Annotated in this window: 22 protein-coding genes; 11 read left to right on the top strand and 11 right to left on the bottom strand. The window is 68.9% G+C overall.

All coding sequences use genetic code 11. The annotated features are described in order from the left end of the window. Positions 1 to 41 precede the first annotated feature (41 nt). Complete coding sequence (locus DC008_RS34840) at positions 42 to 1,037, top strand: aldo/keto reductase (RefSeq protein WP_108711009.1); 996 nt, start codon at positions 42 to 44, stop codon at positions 1,035 to 1,037. 355 nt (positions 1,038 to 1,392) lie between these two features. Further along, on the top strand, positions 1,393 to 3,792 hold the full coding sequence (locus DC008_RS34835) for a right-handed parallel beta-helix repeat-containing protein (RefSeq protein ID WP_208646068.1): 2,400 nt from the start codon (positions 1,393 to 1,395) through the stop codon (positions 3,790 to 3,792). Positions 3,793 to 4,618: 826 nt separating this feature from the next. Here the strand turns inward: DC008_RS34835 and DC008_RS36305 are convergent. Both DC008_RS36305 and DC008_RS34820 read right to left on the bottom strand, forming a co-directional pair. Then, positions 4,619 to 4,744, bottom strand: a complete 126-nt coding sequence (locus DC008_RS36305) for a hypothetical protein (protein WP_279632354.1) — start codon at positions 4,742 to 4,744, stop codon at positions 4,619 to 4,621. Further along, positions 4,741 to 5,790 carry an aldo/keto reductase gene (locus DC008_RS34820; protein WP_108710439.1) on the bottom strand — a complete coding sequence of 350 codons (1,050 nt, stop codon included), beginning with the start codon at positions 5,788 to 5,790 and terminating at the stop codon, positions 4,741 to 4,743. The genes DC008_RS36305 and DC008_RS34820 overlap by 4 nt, the downstream gene beginning before the upstream one ends. Positions 5,791 to 5,866: 76 nt before the next feature. Here DC008_RS34820 and DC008_RS34815 point away from each other — a divergent pair, with 76 nt between their 5' ends. After that, positions 5,867 to 6,409 (top strand): TetR/AcrR family transcriptional regulator, encoded by a 543-nt coding sequence (locus DC008_RS34815; RefSeq protein ID WP_108710438.1) that lies wholly within the window; start codon positions 5,867 to 5,869, stop codon positions 6,407 to 6,409. Between the two features lie 111 nt (positions 6,410 to 6,520). Here DC008_RS34815 and DC008_RS34810 read toward each other — a convergent pair whose 3' ends face one another. Next, entirely contained in the window at positions 6,521 to 7,450 is a 930-nt protein-coding gene (locus DC008_RS34810) for an SDR family NAD(P)-dependent oxidoreductase (RefSeq protein WP_108710437.1), read from the bottom strand. Between the two features lie 96 nt (positions 7,451 to 7,546). Continuing rightward, entirely contained in the window at positions 7,547 to 8,434 is an 888-nt protein-coding gene (locus DC008_RS34805; RefSeq protein WP_108710436.1) for an SDR family NAD(P)-dependent oxidoreductase, read from the bottom strand. Between the two features lie 72 nt (positions 8,435 to 8,506). Here DC008_RS34805 and DC008_RS34800 point away from each other — a divergent pair, with 72 nt between their 5' ends. Beyond that, positions 8,507 to 9,421: a LysR family transcriptional regulator gene (locus DC008_RS34800; RefSeq protein ID WP_208646066.1), complete on the top strand. Its 915-nt coding sequence runs from the start codon at positions 8,507 to 8,509 to the stop codon at positions 9,419 to 9,421. Positions 9,422 to 9,794: 373 nt separating this feature from the next. Here DC008_RS34800 and DC008_RS34795 read toward each other — a convergent pair whose 3' ends face one another. Next, on the bottom strand, positions 9,795 to 10,691 hold the full coding sequence (locus DC008_RS34795; protein WP_108710434.1) for an oxidoreductase: 897 nt from the start codon (positions 10,689 to 10,691) through the stop codon (positions 9,795 to 9,797). 61 nt (positions 10,692 to 10,752) lie between these two features. On the opposite strand from DC008_RS34795, the gene DC008_RS34790 reads away from it, so the two are divergent. The 4 genes from DC008_RS34790 (at position 10,753) to DC008_RS34775 (ending at position 15,652) form a co-directional block, all read left to right on the top strand. After that, on the top strand, positions 10,753 to 11,346 hold the full coding sequence (locus DC008_RS34790) for a TetR/AcrR family transcriptional regulator (RefSeq protein WP_108710433.1): 594 nt from the start codon (positions 10,753 to 10,755) through the stop codon (positions 11,344 to 11,346). Positions 11,347 to 11,935: 589 nt separating this feature from the next. Continuing rightward, positions 11,936 to 13,390, top strand: a complete 1,455-nt coding sequence (locus DC008_RS34785) for a dihydrolipoyl dehydrogenase family protein (protein WP_108710432.1) — start codon at positions 11,936 to 11,938, stop codon at positions 13,388 to 13,390. An 82-nt stretch (positions 13,391 to 13,472) separates the two neighbouring features. Continuing rightward, positions 13,473 to 14,774 carry a DUF2254 domain-containing protein gene (locus DC008_RS34780; RefSeq protein ID WP_108710431.1) on the top strand — a complete coding sequence of 434 codons (1,302 nt, stop codon included), beginning with the start codon at positions 13,473 to 13,475 and terminating at the stop codon, positions 14,772 to 14,774. A gap of 227 nt (positions 14,775 to 15,001) precedes the next feature. Continuing rightward, the gene (locus DC008_RS34775) at positions 15,002 to 15,652 is read left to right on the top strand and encodes an RraA family protein (RefSeq protein WP_235071318.1); all 651 of its coding nucleotides are present in this window, start codon (positions 15,002 to 15,004) and stop codon (positions 15,650 to 15,652) included. Between the two features lie 44 nt (positions 15,653 to 15,696). Here the strand turns inward: DC008_RS34775 and DC008_RS34770 are convergent, their stop codons facing one another. Beyond that, positions 15,697 to 16,602, bottom strand: coding sequence for an NmrA family NAD(P)-binding protein (locus DC008_RS34770; protein ID WP_108710430.1), 906 nt, complete (start codon positions 16,600 to 16,602; stop codon positions 15,697 to 15,699). A 320-nt stretch (positions 16,603 to 16,922) separates the two neighbouring features. Here DC008_RS34770 and DC008_RS34765 point away from each other — a divergent pair, with 320 nt between their 5' ends. Continuing rightward, a complete protein-coding gene (locus DC008_RS34765) occupies positions 16,923 to 17,840 on the top strand; it encodes an NADP-dependent oxidoreductase (RefSeq protein WP_208646065.1) in 918 nt (305 codons plus the stop codon). A gap of 186 nt (positions 17,841 to 18,026) precedes the next feature. Then, entirely contained in the window at positions 18,027 to 18,500 is a 474-nt protein-coding gene (locus DC008_RS34760; RefSeq protein WP_108711006.1) for a VOC family protein, read from the top strand. Positions 18,501 to 18,574: 74 nt separating this feature from the next. Here DC008_RS34760 and DC008_RS34755 read toward each other — a convergent pair whose 3' ends face one another. The 5 genes from DC008_RS34755 to trxB all read right to left on the bottom strand — a co-directional run bounded on the left by DC008_RS34755 (position 18,575) and on the right by trxB (position 22,832). Beyond that, entirely contained in the window at positions 18,575 to 18,847 is a 273-nt protein-coding gene (locus DC008_RS34755; RefSeq protein ID WP_108710429.1) for a DUF6510 family protein, read from the bottom strand. Between the two features lie 118 nt (positions 18,848 to 18,965). Continuing rightward, on the bottom strand, positions 18,966 to 19,709 hold the full coding sequence (locus DC008_RS34750; protein ID WP_108710428.1) for a ferredoxin reductase: 744 nt from the start codon (positions 19,707 to 19,709) through the stop codon (positions 18,966 to 18,968). After that, positions 19,679 to 20,278, bottom strand: a complete 600-nt coding sequence (locus DC008_RS34745) for a sulfite oxidase-like oxidoreductase (protein WP_108710427.1) — start codon at positions 20,276 to 20,278, stop codon at positions 19,679 to 19,681. The genes DC008_RS34750 and DC008_RS34745 overlap by 31 nt, the downstream gene beginning before the upstream one ends. A 101-nt stretch (positions 20,279 to 20,379) precedes the next feature. Then, positions 20,380 to 21,588 (bottom strand): cation:proton antiporter, encoded by a 1,209-nt coding sequence (locus DC008_RS34740; RefSeq protein ID WP_208646063.1) that lies wholly within the window; start codon positions 21,586 to 21,588, stop codon positions 20,380 to 20,382. A gap of 62 nt (positions 21,589 to 21,650) precedes the next feature. Next, entirely contained in the window at positions 21,651 to 22,832 is a 1,182-nt protein-coding gene (trxB, locus tag DC008_RS34735) for a thioredoxin-disulfide reductase (protein WP_244221471.1), read from the bottom strand. 292 nt (positions 22,833 to 23,124) lie between these two features. Here trxB and DC008_RS34730 point away from each other — a divergent pair, with 292 nt between their 5' ends. Further along, complete coding sequence (locus tag DC008_RS34730; RefSeq protein WP_388238623.1) at positions 23,125 to 24,354, top strand: AI-2E family transporter; 1,230 nt, start codon at positions 23,125 to 23,127, stop codon at positions 24,352 to 24,354. Positions 24,355 to 24,591 lie beyond the last annotated feature (237 nt).

Raw genomic sequence — 24,591 nt, 5'->3', positions numbered from 1 at the left:
ACCTCGTGACCAGCAAGCAACCGCCGCGCGACCACGCGCCCATGGAAAAGACGCTGCCCGTCCGGAGTCTGCGCACCGGGCACCGGCTCACCGAACTGGGCCTGGGAGCAGCCCAGTTCGGCAATCTGTTCACCGAGACGACCGACGCCGACTCGTGTCGTGCCGTCAGAACCGCGACCGAGGAAGGGATCCGCTACCTCGACACAGCGCCGCACTACGGCCTGGGGCTGTCCGAACGACGTCTCGGGGCCGCCCTGCGCGCAGCCCCTCGACCAGGTGTGGTCGTCTCCTCGAAGGTCGGGCGTCTGCTCGTCGACAGCCCGGACACGGCCGACCGCCTCGATGACGACGGGTTCGTCGTTCCGGCGGCGATGAGACGGGTCTGGGACTTCAGCCGTGACGGGATCCTTCGTTCCGTGGAGGAGTCGCTGGCACGGCTCGGGACCGACCGGCTCGACATCGCCTACCTGCACGATCCGGACGACCACTGGGAGCAGGCCTCATCGAGCGGGATCACCGCGCTGACCGAACTCCGGGACCAGGGCGTCGTCGGCGCCATCGGCGCCGGCATGAACCAGGCGGCCATGCTGACCGAGTTCGTGAGGCGGACCGACGTCGATGTGGTCATGGTCGCCGGGCGGTTCACCCTTCTCGACCAATCGGCCCTGGAGTGCCTGCTGTCCGCCGCCCAGGAGCGCGGCGTCGGCGTCGTCGCCGCGGCGGTCTACAACTCCGGCCTGTTGAGCACCGCGACCGTGGACGCCTCGGCGTCCTACGACTACGGGGCCGCTCCGCGGTCCGTCGTCGAACGCGCCGCCCGCATCGCCGCCGTCTGCGAGCGGCACGGCGTCGAGCTTCCCGCCGCCGCCATCCAGTACCCCCTGCGCCATCCCGCGGTCACCTCGGTGGTGACGGGAATGCGCACCGCCGAGCACGTGCGCAGCAATGTCGCGCGGTATCGGGCGGTGATCCCGGAGGCCCTGTGGGAGGAACTGCACGTCACGGGACTCGTTCCAGACCCGGCTCGCATGAGCTAGAGCTCGGGGGCCTCAAGCAAACATCGTACGAATCTTGTCGCAAACATCATACGTATGCTACCCCTGTGACGGGCCTCAAGGCCCCAGTCACAGGAAGCGATCGAACATGACATCGACGTCAGACTCGACACGCTCGGTGAGCGCTCGATGGAGGCGCAGGGCGGGACTCCTCGCGACGCTCGGCACCTGCGCCGTCATCGCATCAGCGCTCATTCCCCTCCAGGCACAGGCCGCGCCCCGGACGGTGTACTTCGCGGCGCCGAACGGGAAGGACTCCGGACACTGCAGTCCGGCGCAGCCATGCTCACTCGAGCGCGCCCAGCACGTCGCCCGCCCCGCGGCGAAGCGGGGTGACGTGAGCGTTCAGCTCGCCGACGGCACCTATCGCCTTTCCAAGCCCCTCCGGTTCGGACCCGGCGACGGCGGCGGCGACCACACCGTCCACTGGACCGCCGCCCCGGACGCCCACCCCGTCATCACCGGCGCCAAGAAGGTCACCGGCTGGATCAAGTCCGATGCGGGCCCCGGCATCTGGGAGGCGGAGACCCCCCGCGGACTCGACACCCGCCAGCTCTACGTGAACGGCGTGATCGCACCTCGCGCCGCCATCCGCCTCGCCAACACGGACGTCACTCCCACCGCGACCGGACTCACCATCAAGAACCCGGCGCTGAACTACCTCGCCACCCTCCCCGACCAAGGGCGCATCGAGTTCGAGTCCCTCGGCGACTTCACGAACCGCTACTCGCCGGTTCAGAGCATCAGCGGCACCGAGATCACGATGGCCCAGCCGGCGTGGGACAACAACACCTGGGGCTGGGACACCGTCCAGAACTCGTTCCTGGCCGGACCGAGCTGGTACCTCGACAACTCGCTGAAGTTCCTCACCCAGGCCGGCCAGTGGTACGTGGATCCGGGTGCCGGGAAGCTCTACTACAAGCCGGCGGACGGAGTCGACCCCAACCGGCTCGACATCGAGCTTCCCCGCCTGGAGACACTGATCAGCATCGGCGGGACGTACGACAGGCCGGTGACCGGTCTTGCCTTCGACGGCATCCAGTTCTCCGGGACCTCCTGGCTCGGCCCCTCGACCGACGGCTACGCGGTCCAGCAGAACGGCCTGTTCATCAAGGGCGCCTACAAGTACCGCCCCGCCGACGCCTTCACCAGCTGCTCGCGCGGCTGCGAGATGTTCGAACGAGCGCGCACCAGCTGGTACCAGGAGCCCGCCGCCGTGCAGGTATCCGCCGCCAGCCGCATCTCGTTCACCGGCAACACGTTCACCAACCTGGGCCAGTCCGCGCTGGGCATCGGGAACGACGCCAACGCCACACGCACCGGTGTCGGACTGGGCGCGAGCGACATCGACGTCGTCGGCAACCGGTTCACGGAGAACAGTGGTCACGGCATAGCGGTCGGCGGCGTACTGCCCGACGCGCACCACCCCGGCGATCCGAGAATGACCAACCGGGACATCCTGATCTCCGACAACACGATCAACCGCGTTGCGGTGGACTACAAGGACAACAGCGGCATCCTCAGCACCTACGTCACGGACGCCCGCATCCTGCACAACGAGGTCTCCAACGTCCCCTACGACGGCATCGACACCGGCTACGGGTGGGGCATCAACGACGCCGGAGGGTCGAACGACTACGTCGACCGCGGCTACTACAAGTGGAACACGCTCTACACGACACCGACCACGCTCAAGAACAACCGTGTCGAGGGCAACCTCGTGCACAACACGAAGGCCCGTTTCGCCGACGGCGGATCGATCTACAATCTCTCCGCCAGCCCGGGAACCGTGGTCGCCGAGAACTACCTGTTCAACATCTCGGGAGTCGGCCTCTACCTCGACGAGGGCTCGCGCTCGATGACGTATGAGAACAACGTGGTCCAGGGCGGATCCTTCCTCTTCACCAACGCATACAGCCTCCGCAACAACACCAGCGACAACGTCATCCAGAACAACTGGTACAACTCCGGTGGAGCCTCGACGCCGAACGCCGAGGCGCACAACAACAAGCTGATCAACAACGTCAAGGTCTCCGGGGCCAACTGGCCCGCAGGCGCACGCGAGGTCATCTGCCAGGCGGGGGTCGCGCCGCGGTACCGGACATCGCTCAACGCCAACCAGTTCGGCGTCAGCGGATGCGAGGCCGACGCACCCGTGGCAGCCGGCTTCGCCACCGCCGGTGGTTCGGCTGTCAGCTCCTACTTCGGGCAGAGAGGGGACGGATTCGGGATCGCGGCGGCCGGCGCCGACGTATGGGGTGCGGGCGGTCAGCGTGACGACCAGTTCGGTTCGGTCTACCGGGCCGGTGCCTTGGCCTCCGGCTCAAGCGTCTCCACCCGCGTCGTGTCGGTCAACGACGCCAACCCCTGGGCCAAGTCGGGTGTCGTGGTCCGCAACGACATGACCCAGGCGGGACGGTCCGCCGGGTATGCCGTCGTCGCGGTGACCGCTCGCAACGGCGTCGTGTTCCAGTGGGACACCGACGGCGACGGATATCTGGACGCCGACGCCCGAGCGGCCGTCGACGTCTTCCGCCCCGTCTGGGTGAAACTCACCCGGTCCGGGACCTCGTTCGGCGCCTCGTACTCCTACGATGGCACCAACTTCGTCGCGATCGGGCAGCCCGTGGCATTGCCCTCGGCCGCGGCCAAGCAGGAGGCCGGCATCTTCTCCACGTCCCATGACGTGAGCCAGTCAGCGATCAACCAGTTCGACGCGGTCACCATCACGCCGTGAGCGTGCTGTAGGTGACGATCACTCAGATCGCAGCAAGTACGGCCGACCGGTCGTGGGGGGCGGGCGTGCGCCCCCCACGACCCTTCTGGTCTTGAAGCCACACAGAGCCGAGTTCGAGGTCGGCAGGCACGGGCTGCGGCCAACCAGGTTCTTCGGAGGAGGAGATCCGCCGGTCACGCCGACGACATCCCCTGCGGTGGGGCGAGATCACCCTGGACGTCGACGAGAACGGACACAGAACCCCCACGGACACAGACCCCCACCGGGAACCGGTTCAGCAGTAAGCGCTTCGAGAAGGTCATGAACGACACGCGCGACGCGTCGTGTGTTCGACTCGCAGCCGGCCAGGACCTGAGCGATCCAGGCCGCACCACCGCCCTGGCAGGCTTCCTCCACACCTGCAACCACCACCGCTGCCCCACCGCACTCGGCGGCCAACCACCGACCAGCCGTCGCCCAGTTCTCAAGGAGGGTCGGCCACCTGGACGTGGCGAACTTCCGTCGGCGCTTCCAGCGCGCCGCGGGCCGTGACGCCGTCGGAGTACCGGAGCCGGTTCGGTATCGCGGCACGAGCCGGACTTCAGAAGGGGGGCGACGGGGCAGTCGGCGAGGATCCGCTCCACGCCCTCCCGATAGCTCGTATCACCGCGCCGTCGACGCCGGCGGACGTACGGTGATCCCGCCCGAGGACACGCCACGCAGGGTGGGTGAAGCGACGTGGAGGACGTGCTCAAAGTCGGCTACGGCGGCGTCCCAGCCGTCGAGTGCTGGAGGTCGGCGCGTACGACGGTGAGCCGGTCGTCGCCGAAGGCGGTGACTCGTGCGGTCAGGAGCGCAAGGCCGGTTCGCGCTGTAGGTCGCGGACGGTGATGCGGACGGTGTGGCCGGTGTCGAGCAGGATCAGGAGGCCTCCGGCGCGGGCGGCCGGGCCGGAGCGGACGATCGGGTTCATGACAGGGCCATTCCGGGGACGCGCCGGCGGATGGCCTCCAGCTCCGCTTCGTCGGAGACGCCCTGCCAGTCGTAGCGCGGGGTGTAAGGGGCCTCCAGATCGCGCACCTCGGCGTCGGTGAGGTCGACGTCGAGGGAGGCCACAGCCTGGTCGATCTGGCTGATGGAGCCGGCGCCGACCAGCGGTGCGGTCACGACCGGCTGACGGCGCAGCCAGGCGAGCGCGATCTGGGCACGGCTCACGCCGTGTGCTTCCGCCACCTGACCGACCGCGTCGATGATCGCCTGGTTGGAGGCTTCCTGCGCGGGCGAGTAGAGAAGATCGGCGTAGGCCGCGTCGGTTTCCGAGCGCTGGGTGGAGCGGGCGTCGTCCCAGGCGCGGGCCAGGCGGCCGCGAGCCAGGGGGGACCAGACCAGGGTGCCGACGCCTTCGTCCAGGCACAGCGGGAGCATCTCCCTCTCCTCTTCGCGGGCGAGGAGGTTGTAGTGGTCCTGCATCGACACGAAGCGCGCCCAGCCGTGCTGCTTCTGCAGGTGGAGGGCCTTGGCGAACTCCCAGGCGTGCATGGAGGAGGCGCCCAGGTAGCGGACCTTGCCGGCCTGCACCAGGTCACTGAGAACCTGAAGGGTCTCCTCCCAGGGGGTGGAGTGGTCGTTGCGGTGGATCTGGTACAGGTCGATGTAGTCCGTGCCGAGGCGCCGCAGGGAATGGTCGACCTCGGTCATGATCGCCTTGCGCGACAGTCCTCGTCCGTTCGGGCCCGGGCGCATCGGGTGGCGCAGTTTCGTGGCGATGACCACGGCGTCACGGTCGGCGTATTCCTTCAGCACCCGGCCGAGGATCTCCTCGCTGGAGCCGTAGGAGTACAGGTTCGCGGTGTCGAAGAAGTTGATGCCCACCTCGAGGGCGTGCCTGATGAGCGGGCGGGCCTCCTCCTCGCCCTTCGACCAGACGGGGTGCCCGCGGTCGGGTTCGCCGTAGGTCATGGCGCCGATGGCGATGGGTGACACGTCGAGGCCGGTGGTGCCGAGCTTGATGTAGCGCATGGTGCCCCTCTAAAGTAAGTGGAGAGCTCTCCGAATAACGTAGTGGAGAGCTCTCCACTTAGCAAGGGGAGGTCTCGTGGTCCGTTCGGACGCCCGTGAGAACAGGGCGCGCATCCTCGCTGCCGCCCGCGAGGCGCTGGGCGAGGACGGCGCCACGTCGATGAACCAGATCGCCCAGCGCGCCGGTGTCGGCCCGGGCACGCTGTACCGCAACTTCCCCACCCGCGAGGCGCTGGTGTTGGCCGTCTACCAGGACGAGGTCACCCGCATCACCGGCACCGTGCCCGACCTGCTCGGTGAGCTGCCGCCGCTGGAGGCGCTGCGCACCTGGACGCTCGATCTGGTCGAGGCCATGCGCAGGAAGCACGGCCTGGGCGAGGCCCTCAGCCCCAGCGCGCACCAGGCGATGAGCGAACAGAGCTACGGCCCGGTCGTCACCGCCATCACCGAGCTCCTCGACGCCGGCAAGAAGGACGGAAGCATCCGCGCGGATGCCGAGCCCGGTGACTTTCTCCAGCTCACCGGCGCGCTCTGGCGCGCCGCCGCCGTCCCCGAGGACCGCGCTCCCCGCATGCTCGCGCTCATCCTCGACGGACTGCGCGCACAGCCACAGCGCTGAGGACCGGCCGGAGATCAGTCGAATACCGGCCGGAAACCGGGTGGACGACCGGCCGGGGCGGGTGACGACCGCGTGCTGACGGCGGTCGGCGGTCGTGTCCGGCAGAGGTGCTCAGTGAGCCCGTGCGAGGAGTTCCCTCGACAGCGCCCACAGGCGTCCGGCGTTGTCCGGGTCGACGGCGTAGCGGGCGACCCCCTGCAAGGTCCCGGTGCGGCGGTCGACGACGTCGCTTTCGTTGCAGTCGACGAAGTAGCGGCCACCCACGCTGTCGAGGAGCGGTGAGGCGGCGAGCAGGACGGAGGCCGCCGCTCCCTGCTCGACCGTCTTGATCAGATGGTCGGGAACCAGCCCGCTGCCGCGGCCGGCGGTGTGCCGTTGCAGGTTCGTGTGGATGGCCCCGGGCATGCACGCGTTGACGGTGATGCCGTCCGCGGCCCAGCGGCGGGTCGCTTCGACCGCGAAGAGGATGTTCGCGGTCTTGGACTGGCCGTAGGCGAGCCACGGATCGTAAGGGCGGAAGGCGAAGTTCACGTCGTCCCACACGATCGGGGAGCGCTGGTGACCGGAGGAACTCACCGCGACGACACGCGCGTTGCCATCGGCGGCCAGCGCCCGGTGCAGGCCCGTGGTGAGAGCGAAGTGACCCAGGTGGTTGGTGGCGAACTGCCACTCCCAGCCATGCGCGGTGTACCGCTCGGGGCAGGCCATGACGCCCGCGTTGTTCACCAGGAGGTGCAGTGGACCGCGCCAGGCGGCGGTGAAGGCGGTGACGGAGGCGGGTTCGGTCAGGTCCAGGTGCGCCACGTGCACCTCGTGACGTCCGGTGGAGGCGGTGATGTCCTTGGCCGCGCGCTCGCCGGAGGCGACGTCCCGCACGGCGAGGGTGACTTCCGCCCCTGCGGCGGCCAGGGCCCGGGCCGTCTCGGCGCCGAGCCCCGACGAGGCACCGGTGACCACCGCACGACGGCCGGTGAGATCGACGCCCTGCGTCACCTCGTCCGTCGTGCTGGAGAAACCGAAGGGGGTGGTGATGAGGCTCATGGGTGAACTCCTTGACGTGCTGTGCGGTCGGGGCGGGCCATGCCCTCGACCGGCCGTGTCTGCAGGCCGGCGCGACGACTCGGCGTCGTCAGGGGGTCAGGGGGTGAGCATCCGGTCCTGTTCCACCGGGGGTGTGCCGTCGTGCCAGGGCAGGACCTCTCCGAACCGGACCAGTTCGCCGTACAGGGCGGGATCCACGTGCTCGGCGAAGACGAGGTCGAGCACGGCTTCGGCGGCCCGGGCGGGTGTCTGGGCCCGGCTGTGGTCACTGAACCAGGGCCGCGAGGTGGCGGTGTCGACCATGCCCGGGCACACGGCCGCGATCAGGGTGCCGTCGGCCAGGTCGCGTGTACGGCGCTCGGCGGCGACGGCGCGGACGGCGGCGACCTGAGCGACCTTGGACGGCACGTTCAGCCACAGGGGCCAGCCCGTCTCCTGCGCCGTCCTGCTGTGGATTGCGCTGCGCCAGGACTCCACGGCGTACTCGACCTGGTCGAGGCTCGCACCGTCGAAGAGGTGGTGCAGCCGGGTATCGAGATGGCCGAGCGTGCCCAGGCTGCTGGCCACGACCAGGAGCCGGCCGCCCGGGCGCAGGACGGGGCCGAAGGCGCGCAGGACCGCGTGGGTGGCGGTGTTGGAGACGTCGATGAACTCATCGGCCCGCTCGGCCTGGGACTCCTCGGGCAGAAGGCGGGCGACCGCGTTGGACACGACGACGTCGACCCCGCCGTGACGCGCCTGGAGTTCCCCGGCGAGACGGGCGATGGCATCGGTGTCGGTGACGTCCAGGACGTGGCCCTCGACGCGGGCACGAGTGCCGGGCGACCGGCCGACCTCGTGGGCGGCCTCCCCCACCCGTCGACGGCTGCGTCCGGTGAGCAGGACGAGATCGTCCGCGTTCATACGGGCCGCCAGTCCCTCGACCAGGGCGCGGCCCAGCCCCTGGTTGGCGCCGGTGACAAGAGCGATGCGAGAAGCGTTCATGCCCGCCACGCTAGGAACGTGGCTCGCCATGCGTCCAACGAAAGTTCGGCACATCTGGTATGCGTGAACGTCATGGACTTCGAGGATGTCTCCCTCACCGCGCTGCGCGTCTTCCGCGCCGTCGCCGAACACGGGACCTTCACCGCGGCCGCCGCGTCCCTGGGCTACACCCAGTCCGCCGTGTCCCGGCAGGTGGCCGCGATCGAACGGGCAGCGGGCACCCAACTGCTGCAGCGCCGGCGCGAAGGCGTACGGCTGACCGCGGCCGGCCGCACCGTCCTTCGGCACGCGACGGTCGTGCTCGACGAGATCGAAGCGACCGCCAGGGAACTGTCCGGCCTGCCCCCAGCGGCCGGTACCGTCCGCCTGGGATGGATCCCCAGCGCGGGAGCCGTCCTACTCCCCCGGGCCCTCACCGAACTCGGCCGCACCGACCCGGGTCTGCGCGTGGTCAGCCGTGAGGGCACCACCCCCACCCTCGTACGCGCCCTGCGCGCCGGCAGCCTGGACCTGGTTCTGCTGGGCTCCGCGCCGCCCTTCCGCTCGCCGGACACCGAGACGCCCCCGCTCGTGGTGGAGACGCTCACCGAGCGTTCCCTGCGCCTGGCGGTACCGGCCTCCCATCCCCTCGCCCGGGGCGACTTCGTCGATGTGGCCGACCTCCGCGGACAGCGCTGGATCGCGGGCCCCTCCTCCGGCGAGGACCGCCTGATGGGCGTATGGCCAGGTTTGGACGAACGCCCCGAGATCGCCCACACCGCACGCGACTGGCTCGCCAAACTCCACCTCGTCGCCGCGGGTTTGGGGCTGACCACCGTGTCGGCGGCGCTCGCCCCGGCCGCACCCGAGGGCGTCCGCATCCTGCCGGTGCGCGGCGGACCTCAGGAACAACGGCGCCTGCTCCTGGCCAGCCTGGCCCGCCGCCCCACGCAGTCCGTCAACCGCGTAGCGGCTGCCCTCCGCGCCGCCGCGCTCGCTGTCACCTGACAGCGCCTACCGGGCGCGGCCGTGCCTGCGGTGCAGTTCCCGGAGCGCAGGACCGCCCGCATGGAAGCCCGAAACGCCCATTCACCGCGGTCCGCGCAGCGTTCGGCTGCGTACCTGGGAGCAACGCGCCGCTGATTCCGGCAGTGCACGCCGCCCGCGGCTGGCGGCGGACAGCAGCGACGCCAGCCGTGACAGGTGCCCCGAACCCGCCGTCACTGCTCACGCAGGCGGCAACTCCTGGGCGACGGCCTTCCCCTCCCAGCCACACAGCGCAGAGCGGGCCAGCTCTCTCCTCCGGGAAGATTCCGGGCGGCGGCGGCACGGATCGGCGCGGACGACCGTCTCGTGCTCTTGTGTCGTCCACGACTCGGCGTCACCCGAGGGGGAACGACGTGGCTGTGAGGCGTTCGGACAGTTGCCACAACTCGGCGGCCAGGGCCTGGTCCTGGGCAGAGGTGCTGCGTGACACCAGGGTCGGTCGGCCGCGCTGTTCACCCCGTCCGTCGGGGCCGACGTAGCTCGCCCCCGGCAGGTCTGTGGTGGCCGCGAACAGGGTGGGCTGCGCCCCGTCGGTCTCGCTCTGCATGATGAGGCGGCCCACGGTCGCCGCGACGGCTTTCATAACCGGCCCCAGATGCCGGTTCAGGCCCGTGGTGGCTGCTCCGGGATGGGCAGCGAGCGCGCGGACGCCGGCGCCTGCCGCAGTCAGCCGGCTTTGCAGTTCCAAGGTGAAAAGCAGGTTGGCGAGCTTCGACTGTCCGTAGGCGGCGGAAGAACGGTAGCGCCGACGCTCCCAGTTGGGGTCGGACAGGTCCAGCGTGGCGTTCTTGTGAGCGTTGGAGGCGATGGTGACCACGCGGTCCGTGATCTTCGGCAGCAGCAGGTTGGTCAGAGCGAAGTGCCCCAGGTGATTGGTGCCGAAGTGAGTCTCGAACCCGTCCGCGGTCCTGCCCGCGGGCACGTTCGCCACACCTGCATTGTTGATCAGGATGTCGAATGGGTGTTCGATGCAGGCCGCGAAGGCGCAGACGGACGCGAGGTCGGCGAGGTCCAGCGGCCGCAGTTCGATCGCATCGGGCAGGTGCAGGACGCTCGCGCGGGCACGTTCGACGTCCCGCACGGCCATGACCACGCGGGCTCCCGCCCGAGCGAACGCGCGGGTCGTCTCGAGGCCGATGCCGCTGTTCGCGCCGGTGATGATCACAGTGCGCCCGTCCTGCGGCGGCAGCTGACCGGCCGCCCAGGGGGCCGTGGTGAGTGAACTGGTCATGGCGCCAATGTATTCAACGAGTACATTGTAGTCAATGAATACATTGGGCTAGGGTGACGCCATGACCGCAGTACGGCCTTACCACCACGGCAACCTGCGCAGCGCCCTGCTGCGAGAGGCGGAGAACGTCCTCGGCGAACGCGGCATCGAGGGCCTGTCCCTGCGCGAACTGGCACGGGCAGCGGGAGTGAGCAACAGCGCGCCCCGCCGCCACTTCGCCGACAAGACGGCCCTGCTGGACGCCCTCGCCGAAGAGGGCTACGAGCGGCTCGGGCGCAGACTCGACGCAGCCCTGAAGACCGCCGAGGGCGACGTCACCGCTCGGCTCGTCGTCTTCGCCCGCACCTACGTCGAGTTCGCCGTCGAACACCGCGCACTGCTGCCCCTGATGCACCGCCCGAAGAGCGAGGCGCGCGATGATGCCCTTTCGGCTGCCAACGACCGGGCCTTCTCCGCGCCGTTGCGACTGCTGCAAGAAGCCCGCGACCGCGGCGACATCGACCCGGACACCAGCGGCAGGGTCGACCTGACCCTCCTGGCGCTCCTCCAGGGCCTGACCGTGCTCGTCGCCACGGGCATGAACGGCGACCTCCCGCTCGACACGCTGGTCACCGGCTGCATCGAAACGCTGATGTCGGGTCTGCGGCCATGCTGAGCCGTCCTCGATCAGAATGCGGCACGGGCTGTCGCCGATGCTGCCGGTCGAGACGCCGCACCGTCGTCACTCAGTGTGAAACGGCTGGCCGGCCGGGTCCGGCGATGGTTCTGGCAGCCGGCCACTGGCGGGGCAGGCCCATCGGCCGCTGGGTGCTCGCATGTGACCGAGCGACAGAGCCGTCCGCCGGTGTCCTTCTCCCGGGACGGCCCGAATGACATTGCGAACGGACGCTGCCGGTGCACGCCCGATGTCGCCGGCGGCCCGACCGCCGCGGGAACCTCACGATCGCATACCGACGTCGGCGTCCACCCTGCGGCCGCGATGATGCTTCCGGCACCACCCGCTCGAACAGTTCCACAAATCGTCGGAGAACGGCTGGTGCCGAACCACGCGGTACACAGCTCGCACCGGCGCGGCGGCACCATGCCCGGAAAATGTCGATGCGCCCGCCCACCAGGCGATGTCTCCCCCGGAAGAGGAGACTGGGAAGCGCTGCCGCGACCCCACGAGTGACCGCGTCACTCAGCGGCCCCACCACTTCCGCGCGTCGGCAGCGACCGAAGCCGAAATGAGGACGGGAGCAGGCATGAGTGACACTTCACGCGCCTACGACGTGGTGGTTGTGGGAGCCGGTCCCGCGGGGGAGAACGTGGCGGATCGTACGAGCGCCGCCGGACTCACCTCGGTGATCGTGGAGAACGAACTGCTCGGTGGAGAATGCTCGTTCTGGGCGTGCGAGCCCAGCAAGGCACTGCTCCGTCCGGTGGTGGCGCGCGCCGACGCCCGCAGGGTCCCCGGACTGCGGCGGGCCGTCCAAGGGCCGCTGGACGTCCCCGCGGTCTTCGCCCACCGTGACAAGATGGCTGCGTACTGGAAGGACGACGACCAGGTCGACTGGCTCGAGTCCGTCTCCGTGGATCTGGTGCGCGGCCACGGCCGACTCGACGGTCCGCGCCAGGTCGTCGTCGAGACCGGTAGCGGCGACACCATACGGCTCACCGCCCGGCACGCCGTCTGCGTCGCCACGGGCACCGTCACGGCGTTCCCCGATCTGCCGGGGCTGGACACGGTGCGCCCCTGGACCAACCGCGACGCGACCGCCGCCCGTCATGTGCCGGATCGCCTCGCCGTGGTAGGAGGCGGTGTGGTCGCCGTCGAGATGGCCACCGCCTTTCAGGCGCTGGGATCCCAGGTCACCATGCTGGTGCGCGGGACCAAGGGCATTCTCAACCGCATGGAGCCCTTCGCCGGTGAGATGGTGACGGAGGCCCTGCGGGAAGCCGGTGCGGAGCTGCGCTTCGGGACCTCCGTCACCGGGGTGGTCCGGGACAACGGTGCGGGAAGCCCCGTCCGGATCACCTTGGACGACGGGCAGTCACTGGTGGCCGACGAGATCCTGTTCGCCACCGGCCGCGCGCCTCACACACAGGACATCGGACTGGAGACCGTCGGCCTGAACCCCGGCAGCTGGCTGGACGTGGACGACTCCTTCCGCGTGACCGACGTCCCCGACGGATGGCTCTACGCGGTCGGTGACGTGAACCACCGTGCGCTGATGACCCACCAGGGGAAGTACCAGGCGCGCATCGCCGGCCCCCTGATCGCAGCGCGTGCCAAGGGCGAGCCCCTCGACGACGGCAGGTGGGGAGCGCATGCCCCGACGGCCGACAGCGCCGCCGTGCCCCAAGTGGTCTTCTGCGAGCCGGAGGTGGCCAGCGTGGGGCTGACGACTCAGGAGGCGGAGCGCGCCGGACGACGCGTCGACGTCGTGGACTACGACATCGGACGCCTGGCCGGCGCAGTCCAGTACGCCGACGGCTACAGCGGCAGGGCCCGGGTACTGATCGACACCGACCGCAACACCGTCGTCGGTGTCACCTTCGTCGGTCCCGGGACCCAGGAGCTGCTGTACTCGGCCACCGTCGCGATCACCAGTGAGATGCCGGTGGACCGGCTGTGGCACGCAGTTCCCGCCTTCCCCACGATCAGCGAGGTCTGGCTGCGCATCCTCGAGACCTATCGGGATCGCGTCGACCAGTAGTACCTCGTCACGATGGGTGATATGGCCGGATCACGGGCATCTTGACGACGGCCCGACCTCGGCCCCCCCCCGGAGGTTGCCGATGCCGGTCTGGGCTTTTCGGTTCCAGCTGAGGCAGTACGCCAGGACCAGCCTGTGGATCCTGCCGGTTCTCGGCCTCGTCATGGGAGCACTGCTGGGCGAGGTCGCTCTCGCGGTGGACGACATGTGGGGGGTGCCGACCGGTTGGCGGTACACGGCCACCACGGCATCAGGCGTCCTGACCGCCATCGTGGGAGCCATGGTCGCCCTGCTGGGGTTCGTCGTCACTATCAGTGTCCTCGTGGTTCAGCAGGCCACCGGAACACTGTCTCCACGCTACATGCGGCTGTGGTATCGCAACCGGTTGCAGAAGCTCGTCCTGGCCACCTTCGCGGGCACCTTCGCCTTCGCGTTCACCTTGCTCCGCAGGATCGAACCCGGGACGGTGCCCGATCTGGGCGTCACGGTCGCCGGACTGGCCGTGGCCGTCAGTCTGGTGATGCTGCTGGTCTACCTCAACCGGTTCGCTCACGACCTGCGTCCCGTGGCCATCGCCGACATGGTCTGCCGTACGGGACTCGGCGTCCTTGGCAGGTACCTGCGGGACAAGAGCCATCGCCCGCTCCTCGGTGAGCCGCCTCATCCGCCCGACAGCATGCCGACGATGATCGTGCCCTGCACCGGCGGCGGGGCCGTTCAGGGGGTGTGCGTGGCCGAACTCGTCGCGATGGCCGCGCGTCACGACTGCGTCCTGGTCGTGGCCCACCGGATGGGAGACTTCGTCCCTCCCGGCGCCGTTCTCCTGGAAGTGCACGGAACCCCTCGCGTACCGCCGGACGCGCGTCGACTCGCCGGTCTGGTGGCCCTGGGCGCCGAGCGGACCATCGAGCAGGATCCCGCGTTCGCCCTGCGCGTTCTCGTCGACATCGCCGCCCGCGCCCTGTCTGCGGCCGTGAACGACCCGACGACGGCTGTACAGGTCCTCAACCACATCGAGGTCTTCCTCCACACCGTAGGAAGGTCGGAACTGTCCGGCCGCCATGTGTTCGCGGACAAGCGGGGCGTGCCCCGGGTGGTGGTGCCCGGACGCGGCTGGGAGGAGTACCTCGAACTCGGCGTCACCGAGATCCGTGAGTACGGAGTCGACTCACTGCAGGTGTGCAGGCGGTTGCGGGCCATGCTGGAAGGTCTCTTGGCCGACGTGCCTCACGAACGGCGCGGTGCGGTACGCGGTCAACTCACTCTGCTCGACGCTGCTGTGGAGCGGGAGTACCCCGACGAATCCCGCCGCGCGCTGGCCCGCACCAGCGATCGGCAGGGCATCGGCAGCGGCTCGTCCGAGGGTGTGGTCATCCCGGACTGAGCCCCCGCGCACGGCCCCGCACCGGCCCGGGGCTCCCCCGGTTGCCCCCGGGCTCACGCGCGCGACAATCGGATCACGTGACGGTCTTCCTGCTCGGTCCTGGATGCCGGCCATCGGACCGGCGCCGGAACGGTGAGTGCTCCCGGCGCTGTGGCGTCGCGAGACAGGTGAGGAATCCGGACTCCGGGTCAGTCGTCCGCCATTGCCGCGTCGCGACCGCGGGCAGAGTGAGTGACGTTCCACCCCTCGGGGACGAACTGAGTGCCCTCGGCTGCGCCACGCTCGTGGACGCCATGGCGCGCATGCACGGCCACCGTGCGCACATCCTGCCGCTGACGAGCCCCGATCCGGGCAGGCCCCTCTTCGGCCCGGTGGCCACCATCGCGTTCATGCCCTGGCGGGACGACCTGGAGGAGTCGTCCAGGACCTTCGCGGACTTCTTCTACCCGGCGCTCGGCGACTCGCCGCGGGGAAAGGTGCTCGTGCTCTCGAGCGGAGGTCACCCGGAGGCGTCCCACGGCGGCGGGACCAAGCTGCTGAGGGCGGTCCGGCATGGGCTGGCGGGCGTCATGGCCGACGGCCGGCTACGGGACTTCGGGCAGTTGCGCGGGTACCCCTTCTCCACCTGGTGCCGGGGTGAAGCCACACGGTGGGGTGGCGACACGGTGATGCCCTACGCGGCGGACGTGGCCGTCGAGTTCGCAGGGGTGTGCGTCACTCCCGGCGATTACGCCTTCGCCGACCCCTCCGGCGCCGTGATCATCCCCGCGGGCAGCCTGAACGGAGTTCTCGACGCCGCGCGGCAGATCGAGGCCGAGGAGGCCCGCGCCGGGGAGCGGATCTCGGCGGAGGATCTCCCGCCGCTCGGCCGGCCCTGACGCCCTGGACGAAGGCGCCGCCGGCCCGGCTGCGCCGACCGGGCTCAGTCGACGTAGAGGCCCTTGCGATCGGAGACGAACTGCTCGATGGTCTGCGCCGGTATGCCCGTCAGACGCGCGACGTCGTCCGTCGCCCGGTCGTAACGGTTCTCCTGGTGCAGTCGGCACATGGTGACGATGTGCTCCTCGATGTGCCGGGGCAGACCGAGCCCGGCCAGTACCTGGGCGCGCCACTGTTCGAGCGGCACGTCGGCGTAGGTGATCGGACGTCCCAGCGCCCGGGAGAACGACTCGGCCATCTCCTCCATGTCCATCGTCCGTGGTCCGGTCAGCTCGTAGACGTTGCCGATGTGTCCTCGCGGGTCCCGGAGCACGGTGGCGGCCACCCGCGCGACGTCGCTGACCGCGACGGGCGATGTTCGCCCGGCCCCGAAGGGCAGGGCGAGCGTTCCGTCCCTCCTGATCGACTGTGCCGCGGCCGAGGTGAAGAGCGGGTTGTCGAGGAACGTGGTGGGCCGGATATGGATCACAGGCAGCCCCGACCAATTCAGCACCTGCTCGGCCAGCCAGTGCAACCGCTGCTGGTGGGACTCGCCCGTGCTGGTGGCCGTCATCTGCGACACCGTCATCTGGGACATCCCGACCAGGGCATCCAGAGTTCCGCATTCCTCGGCCACGCTCGCCACGACGGTCGCGGCCAGCAGGTGATCGCGGGACACGGGCATCGCGAAGTACATCCGCCCGACATCCCGCAGGCCGACGGCGACGGTCTCGGGCCGGGTGAGGTCGCCCAGGACCACATCCGCGCCGAACCGGCGGAACTCGGCCGCACGGTCGTCGTCACGGCGCACCATGACACGTACCGGCACGTCGTGTGTGCGCAGGTCCTCGATCACCAGTCGTCCCACGCTCCCGGCACCGGTGATGAATACGGTCTCACGCGAAGGCATTGATCGGCCTCCCTGTGGCACAGCCGGTGCACGCGCGCGCCGCGGCGTTCGACGCGTACCGGAATCGGCCCACCGCTCGATGCGGTCCGGCCGAAAGACGTCGTCGGGGCCCCTGTCAGCTTGGCACACACGGGCCTTCAGGGCCCACCCGGCGAACAGCGAGGCACACGACGCACACGGACCGTCGCAGACGCTGTCATGTTCACCACCGAACACAGCCGATGGTGACGGCTTCGGAGATATGCTCCTCCGTTCGCTCCCCGAGCCACCCGCCCTCATCCTGGGAGAAGGAGGTCTTCCCGCGGTCGAAGGGAGCGCCGATGAGAGCCGTACGAGCTCACGATCGCGAAGCGGCCGTGGACAGTCTGATCGCGGAAGATGCCCCCTATCCCTACGCCGGCGAGGGCGACGTCATCGTCAAGGTGCGCGCGGCCTGCTTCACACCCGATGAACTCGGCTGGCCTGCCAGTTGGGTCGACCGGAGCGGCAGAGACCGAGCCCCGGTCATCCCGGGGCACGAGGTGTCGGGGGAGGTCGCCGAGGTCGCCGTCGGCACGACCGGGTTGTCGGTCGGGCAGCGAGTCCTGGGACTGACCGACTGGAACCGGGACGGCGCTCTCGCGGACCACGTGGCCGTGGAGGCGCGCAATCTGGCGCCGTTGCCCGCGGACATCGACCACACGCATGCGGCCGCCCTGGTGATGCCGGGCCTGACCGCCTGGCAGGGGCTGCTCGTCCACGGAAGAGTCGAGACGGGGCAGACCGTGCTGGTGCACGGAGCAAGAGGGGGGGTGGGAATGGCAGCCACCCAGCTCGCCCACCGCGCCGGAGCCCGTGTGATCGGGTCCGGGCGCGCGAGGAGCAGGGAGCAGGTACTGGAGCTGGGCGCGGACGAGTTCGTCGACCTGGAACAGCCCGCGTGGCACGAAGCGGTGGACCGCGTCGATGTCGTCTTCGACGCCGTCGGCGGGGAGGTGCTCGATCGATCGGCCGCCGTCCTCAGACCCGGCGGCACTCTCGTCACCATTGCTCACCCTCCGACCCTGCGGCCCGAGGACGGTCGGGCGATGTACTTCATCGTCGAACCCAACCGTGATCATCTCGTGCAGGTCGTCCGCATCTGCCGGGAGGGGGGACTGCGTCCCCTGGTGGGGGCCGTCCGTCCGCTCGATCAGGCGCCGCAGGTGTTCCGGGAGAAGAAGACGACGGCCGGGAAGACGGTCATCGACGTCGCCTGAGCGACCTACCGCCCCGGCGACTCCTCCCCGTTTCGCGCCCTCGACCGGGTCGACGACCCTCAACCGCCGTACTCCGTACGGACGATCAGCCCGACTCGCGCCATCGAGTCGTGAGTCGAGGACGAACCGGTGGCACGAACCGATGGCGCGGGACGAAATCCGCAACAACCGAGAGCTGTGATCCTCATGGATCTGAAACTGGAAGTCGTCGTGCTTCCCGTGTCCGACGTCGACCGAGCCAGGGCGTTCTACGAGTCCGCGGGTTTCCGCGTGGACATCGACAAGGCCGCCAGTGAGGAATGGCGGGCGGTGCACCTCACCCCGCCCGGGTCAGAGTGCTCGATCATGTTCGGCACCGGTCTGACCACCGCCGAACCGGGCTCGGCCCAGGGCCTGTACCTCGTCGTGTCCGACATCGAGAAGGCCCGCACCGAACTCATCGGCCGCGGCATTGATGTGAGCGACATCTTCCACGACGCCGGTGGGGTCATCTACCACGGGCACGGGGGCGGCGACATCGTGCACAACGCCCAGGGCCAGGAACGGCTGGCCGGCCTCCATCCCGACCGGACCTCCTATGCCTCCTTCGCCACGTTCAGCGACCCTGACGGCAACGGCTGGGTGATCCAAGAGGTGACGCAGCGACTGCCGGGCCGCTGACGACGCGGCAGAACCACGGCGTGCGTCTGGTCGACGCTGCCACCGCAGCTCGCGGTGGCAGCGGCTGTCGTGCGTCACGCGGATACCGGCAACCTCAGATGGTCCAGGCCGGAAGCGTCGAGCCACATGTCATGGGCAGAGCGGACCATGCGCAGCAGCACGCCGTCGCAGCCCGGGCAACGCAACACCGTCCCGGGGCCTCCGAGGTACGCGTGCGTCTCGGCCAGCATCATCTGCCTACCGCAGCCGTGGCACTGCCCCGAAGCCATGGTCATGTCCGTTCCGAACAGCGACTCGAGGTCCCCGGCGGCGGCGTTGCCGTCGAGGAAGTCAGGTGTGGGTGTCATCTGGATCCCGTTTCCCTTCCTGTCACGTGCCCCGGACCTTCCCCAGGACGAGCGGTGTGCCGCGGAGCGGCGGCACGGTCCGCGTCGTGCCGTCCGCCGGGCTCGTGGTCTGCCGGGCTCAGCCGAAACGCTCGGTCCGTACGCGGCCCGGGTGGTGACCGAGGGCGACGAGCAGACCGGCCGCCGTTTCGACGAAGGCCGTGGAACCGCAGACATAGCAGGTGGGCTCGAAGTCGGGCGGCCATCCCCCGCCCGACACGACGGAGGCATCGATACGCCCGGCCGGCCGCGGCCACTGTGGCGGCGCGGACCGGGTGTAGACGTAGGTCGTGTCGAGCCCGGGGTCGCCTCTCCTCAACTCGGACGTGAAGAGCCGGGTCTCGGGACTGCGTGCGCTGTAGATCAGCCGGAAGGGCGTACGGCTGCCGACCGCCCGACGCATACGGATCATCGCCATCAACGGCACGAGACCGGATCCTCCCGCCAGGAGGAACACCGGCTCCTTCTGCTCCGGCCTCCACACGAACCAGCCCCCGACCGGTCCGCGGAGCTCCACCAGGTCGCCCACGGTGAGTTCGTCCGTGAGGTAGGGGGACACCTCGCCGTCGTCGGTCCGTTGGACCGTCAGCTCGACCGTCTCACCGTCGGGCGCCGAGGCCACTGAATAGCTGCGCTGAGTGCTGTAACCGTCCTCTGCCGTGAGCCGCACGTCCACGTGCTGTCCCGCCTCATGGCCCGGCCAGCCCGGTACATCGAGAACGAGTGTCCGCGCGAGGCTGGACTCGTCCTCCCGCCGGGTCAGACGGGCCGTCCTCCAGCGGAGTCTCTCGCCTAGTCTCCTCGGTACCGTTGCTCGCGCCATGGGTCCCCATAGGTGTGGTAGCCGACGGTCTCCCAGAAGCCCCGTTCCTCCTCGTGCATCAGCACGATTCCACGAACCCACTTGGCGGACTTCCAGAAGTACAGGTGCGGGACGAGCAGCCTCGCCGGGCCGCCGTGCTCCGGTGGAAGTGCCTCGCCGTCGTAGCGGTGAGCGATCCAGGCCTTGCCGTCGAGGAGGTCTTCCACCGGGATGTTGGTGGTGTAGTCGCCGTAGGAGTGGACCAGTGCGTAATCGGCCCTGGATTCCACGTCCTGAAGGAGAACGTCCAGAGAGACCCCCTGCCACTCCGTCTCGAACTTCGACCACTTGGTGACACAGTGCAGGTCCACCGTGGGTGACTCGGAAGGCAGTGCCAGAAGCTGTTCCCAGGTCCACGTGTGCTTGACCCCGGTCTCCGTACGAACGGTGAACTCCCATTCTTCCAGTGGCACGGTCGGCGTGGGGCCCGCGGACAGAACGGGAAACCCGGTGGTCTCGTACTGGCCGGGAGGCAGTTGGTGCCGTGCGTCTCGCGCGCGGCCGCGGAATCCCCGTGAGACGACGGACATGTCGGCCCCCCTTCTCCGAAGCGGGTAGCTTCCATTTTTCAGGACATGAGCGGGCGAAGCATCTCGACGCCAGGAGCGCCCGGACCCCGCTTGTTGTCCCGTCACTCCCGCTTCTCGACCGACCGCACGTCGGTCGACCGCCTGCTGCGGCTGAGCAAGGGCAGGGCGACCAGGGGAAAGACGATGACGGACACCAGGCCCGCTGCCACCAAGGCGGCAGCGTTGTCCGGCTGGATGGCGTCGAGCTTCAGGCCGATCGTCGTCGCGGCCACGATGAAGGGGAGAGACGTGGCCTGCAGGAGTCCGGCGGCCATGAGTTCCGCGCGCGAGAGTCCCACGGTGCGATAGGCCACTACCGGCAGTCCGCGAACGAGGAGGAGCGCCGCCAGGAACAAGGGCACCCTCAGCACGGTCCCTGCATCGGCGAACAGAGCGTCGAGATCGAACTGTATGCCGCTGGTCACGAAGAAGACCGGGACCAGGAACCCATAGCCGAGACCCTCCAGCTTGATGTGGAACCGCGGATGCGCTCGCTCGGCGTCGGGGTCGACCATGCGCAGCACGGCCCCCGCGATGAAGGCGCCGAGGATGGCCTCGAAGCCCAGGTGTACGGCGACCGCGGACAGGCCGACGATCAGCACCATCGTCAAGCGGATCCGGATCTGGGCACTGGTGTCCGCCAGCCTGGCAACGGTCCGGGACAACCACATGGAACGCCCCGCCCGCATGGACGTCACCACCACGAGCGCGGTCAGACACGCGAGGCCGAGCAGCAGCAGCAGCCGCGAGGCAGGGCCGGAGGCGTGCTCGGAGAAGAACAGCGACAGCAGTACCACGGCACAGAACTCGCCCGCGGAGGCTCCGCCGATGATCAGTTGGCCGACCGGACGGTCGACGGCGTCGGCGTCCTTCAGGATCGGCACCAGCAACCCCAACGAGGTCGCCACGAGTGCCACGCCGACGAGCAGCGTGTTCTCGACGACCCCGGCGACTCCGAGCGCCCAACCCACCAGTACGGCAAGCACGATCGTGCCCGCCATCCCGGTCGCGACACGTCGCGCGAGCGGCCCCTGCCATCGCCTGATGTCGATCTCGAGCCCGGCGAGGAACAACAGGAAGCTCAGGCCGATGACGGACAGAGCCTCAACAGTCTGGTCGGGCCGCACCAGATCCAGCACCGCCGGCCCCAGGACGACACCGGCCACTATCTCGAGGACAGGGCCCGGAAGGTGAGCCCGCGGCACCAGGGCCAGAAGGAAGGGAACACCCGCGGCCACTGCCAGAATGATGACCAGATTGTCGTAGTCCACAGGGACTCCCAGGGCCCCGCGCCAGGCTGAGCGGCACCGTGGGGCCACTCCCGCCGTCCGGGTCAGTGCACGAGTCCGGCCACGACGGTGGCCTCCAGGCGGGCCTCCTCGCCGGTGAAGCAGTCGTCCAGTGCCGCCAGATACCGCTCGGCATCCAGAGCCGCCGCGCAACCGGTGCCCGCGGCGGTGACGGCCTGCCGGTACTCGTGGTCGACGACGTCACCGCACGCGAACACGCCGTCGAGATTCGTACGCGTGGAGTGGCCCTCGACCGCGATGTAGCCGGCGTGGTCCAGCGCGATCCGTCCCTTGACCAGGTCCACCCGTGGATCGAGCCCGATGGCGACGAAGACACCGCTCGTCGGCAGGTCGGTCTCCTCGCCGTTGCTCACGTCACGCACCCGCAGACCCGACACCTTCTCCTTCCCGAGGACATCGACGACCTCCCGGTTCCACAGAAAGCGGATCTTCTCGTTGCGACTGGCCCGCTCTTGCATGATCTTCGAGGCGCGCAGGGTGTCGCGGCGGTGCACGACGGTGACCGAGCGGACGAACCGGGTCAGGAACGTGGCTTCTTCCATGGCCGAGTCCCCGCCGCCCACGACGACCACGTCCTGATCACGGAAGAAGAAGCCGTCACAGGTGGCGCACCAGCTCACACCCCGACCCGACAGCCGCTTCTCGTTCGGAAGACCCAATTCGCGATAGTGCGACCCCATGGCGAGAATGACCGCCCTGGAACGGTGGGTGCCACCGGCGCTGTCGACGACTTCCTTGACCTCGTTCTCGAGACGGGCCTCCACGACGTCGTCGGCGATCAATCGGGCACCGAACTGCTCCGCCTGGGCCCGCATTCTGGTCATGAGGTCCGGTCCGAGCACCGCGTCGGGAAAACCAGGATAGTTCTCCACGTCGGTGGTGTTCATCAGGGCGCCACCCGCGGCGACCGATCCCTCGAAGAGCGTCGGCCGCAACTGAGCGCGCGCCGCGTAGATCGCAGCGGTGTATCCGGCCGGGCCGGAGCCGATGATGGTCACTTCTTGGACTGTGTCACGCACATTGATCACCTGATCGAGCTCAAGGACAGCCACGAGCGCCGCAGGCAACCGTCCGTGCCGAACGAACGCCGGTATTCCGCCCAGAAATCGGCGGCATCCGAATCGGCCGCCGGTCACTCCCGCGAAGCATCGGATGCGCCACATCGCGCAGACGGCCCGGGCGGCGGACCACTCCACCATGCACACGCGGCGAGCCGCACCGCATCCCGTCGGGAGGACCCGCAGTCAGTGGCACGGGAAAGGTCTTCACCGGCGACGCGCCTTGTCTCCCGGTGGCCGCGAGCACCGGTACAACGATTGCCCCAATGAGATGAATTCTCAGTGATATCGCCCTTGAGTCGGCAGGTCGGGGTATGCGCAATGTCTGATACGCCTGCTCAATGCGAGAGGAAGACAGGACAGTACGCTCGTGGGTGCTGGCTGCGGATGAGCGCACCCCACCTGAGGAACCGGTGCCTTCGTGGGATCTCGGAAGTGGTTGAGTCATCTTCGCCACCAGCAGGACGGCCTACGGGGGCGACCGACGAAGAGGACCACCCTCTCCAGCCCCGAAGAGGCCGCACTTCTTCCGTCCCCCCGACGAACATCTCCCTCCGAAAGGCCCGAGCCGGCTGCGACCCTGCCGTGGGGGCTCCGCGTGGCCGCCGAGGCCGGCTGGCGCCTGCTCGTCGTCGCGGCCACTTTGTGGGTGCTGATCCGCGCCATCAGCGCGGTGCGTGTCATCGTGCTCGCCCTCGCGGCGTCCCTGCTGATCACCGCTCTTCTCCAGCCCGCCGTGGCTCGATTGCGCAGGCACAAGGTGCCGCAAGGACTCGCCACCGTCTTGACCACACTCTGCGGATTCATCGTTCTCGGCCTCGTCGGGTGGTTCGTCGTCTGGCAGGTCGTATCGAACCTGGACAACCTTTCCGACAGCCTGCAGGACGGTGTCGACGACCTCAAGCGATGGTTGCTCGACAGCCCGTTCCACTTCACCGAAGAACGTATCAGCGACTTCACCGAGATGCTCAACGAAAGCGTCGGTACCAGCAATGACCTCACCGATGTAGGAATTCACGGCGTCAAGGTCGTTCTGGAATTCCTCACCGGAGCCCTCCTAGCACTGTTCTCGACACTCTTTCTGCTCTACGACGGCCCGCGCATCTGGAAGTGGACCCTCAAATGGGCACCGGCCGCGGCGCGCCCCTCCCTCGACGCCGCCGGCCCCCTCGCATGGCACACCCTGACCTCCTATGTGCACGGCACGGTGATCGTGGCCTTCATCGACGCGGTATGCATCGGCCTGGGCATCTATATTCTCGGCGTGCCCCTGGCGCTTCCGTTGGCCGTCGTCGTCTTCGCCGGAGCATTCGTCCCGCTCGTCGGCGCAGTCGTGTCCGGAATCCTCGCCGTCCTGGTCGCCTTCATCACCAATGGTGTCTTCACCGCCTTCCTGGTCCTTTTGATCGTGCTCGGCGTGCAGCAGTTGGAGGGCCATGTCCTCCAGCCGTTCATCCTTGGGCGTGCGGTACGCGTGCATCCGCTCGGCGTCATTCTCGCCGTAGCGGCCGGGGGATTTGTGGCCGGAATCGGTGGTGCCGTTGTTGCCGTGCCTCTCGTAGCGGTGGCCAACACGGTTGTGAGCAGCCTTTTGCACGGCAATGACGACCGAACGGTCGACGTATCTGATTCCGATGATCCGATCCGTGGCCAGCAACGACTTTTCTGATGCCCTTCCAGCCGGCTGATCCCCGCGCGAAGAGATCGGTGCGACGTCACTCGCGTAGACCGCACTGCACATCGACTGGCCGCGGTCAGCCGAGCCATCGGCCTGATCCAGTACCTGCTGATCGCCGGGATCGTACTGACCAGGCAGCTCGCCCGGCCCATTCATCCTGAGGGCCTCACGACATCCGTGTGGATCCTCGTGGGCGCGACGGCGATCGCGGCGCTCGCCGCGTGCGGC

Origin of the sequence: Streptomyces nigra (genome assembly GCF_003074055.1) — a bacterium.
In the GTDB taxonomy this organism is placed as follows: Bacteria; Actinomycetota; Actinomycetes; order Streptomycetales; family Streptomycetaceae; genus Streptomyces; species Streptomyces nigra.
Note: the sequence above shows the minus strand (reverse complement) of the source record. Positions and strands in the feature narration are given on the sequence as shown.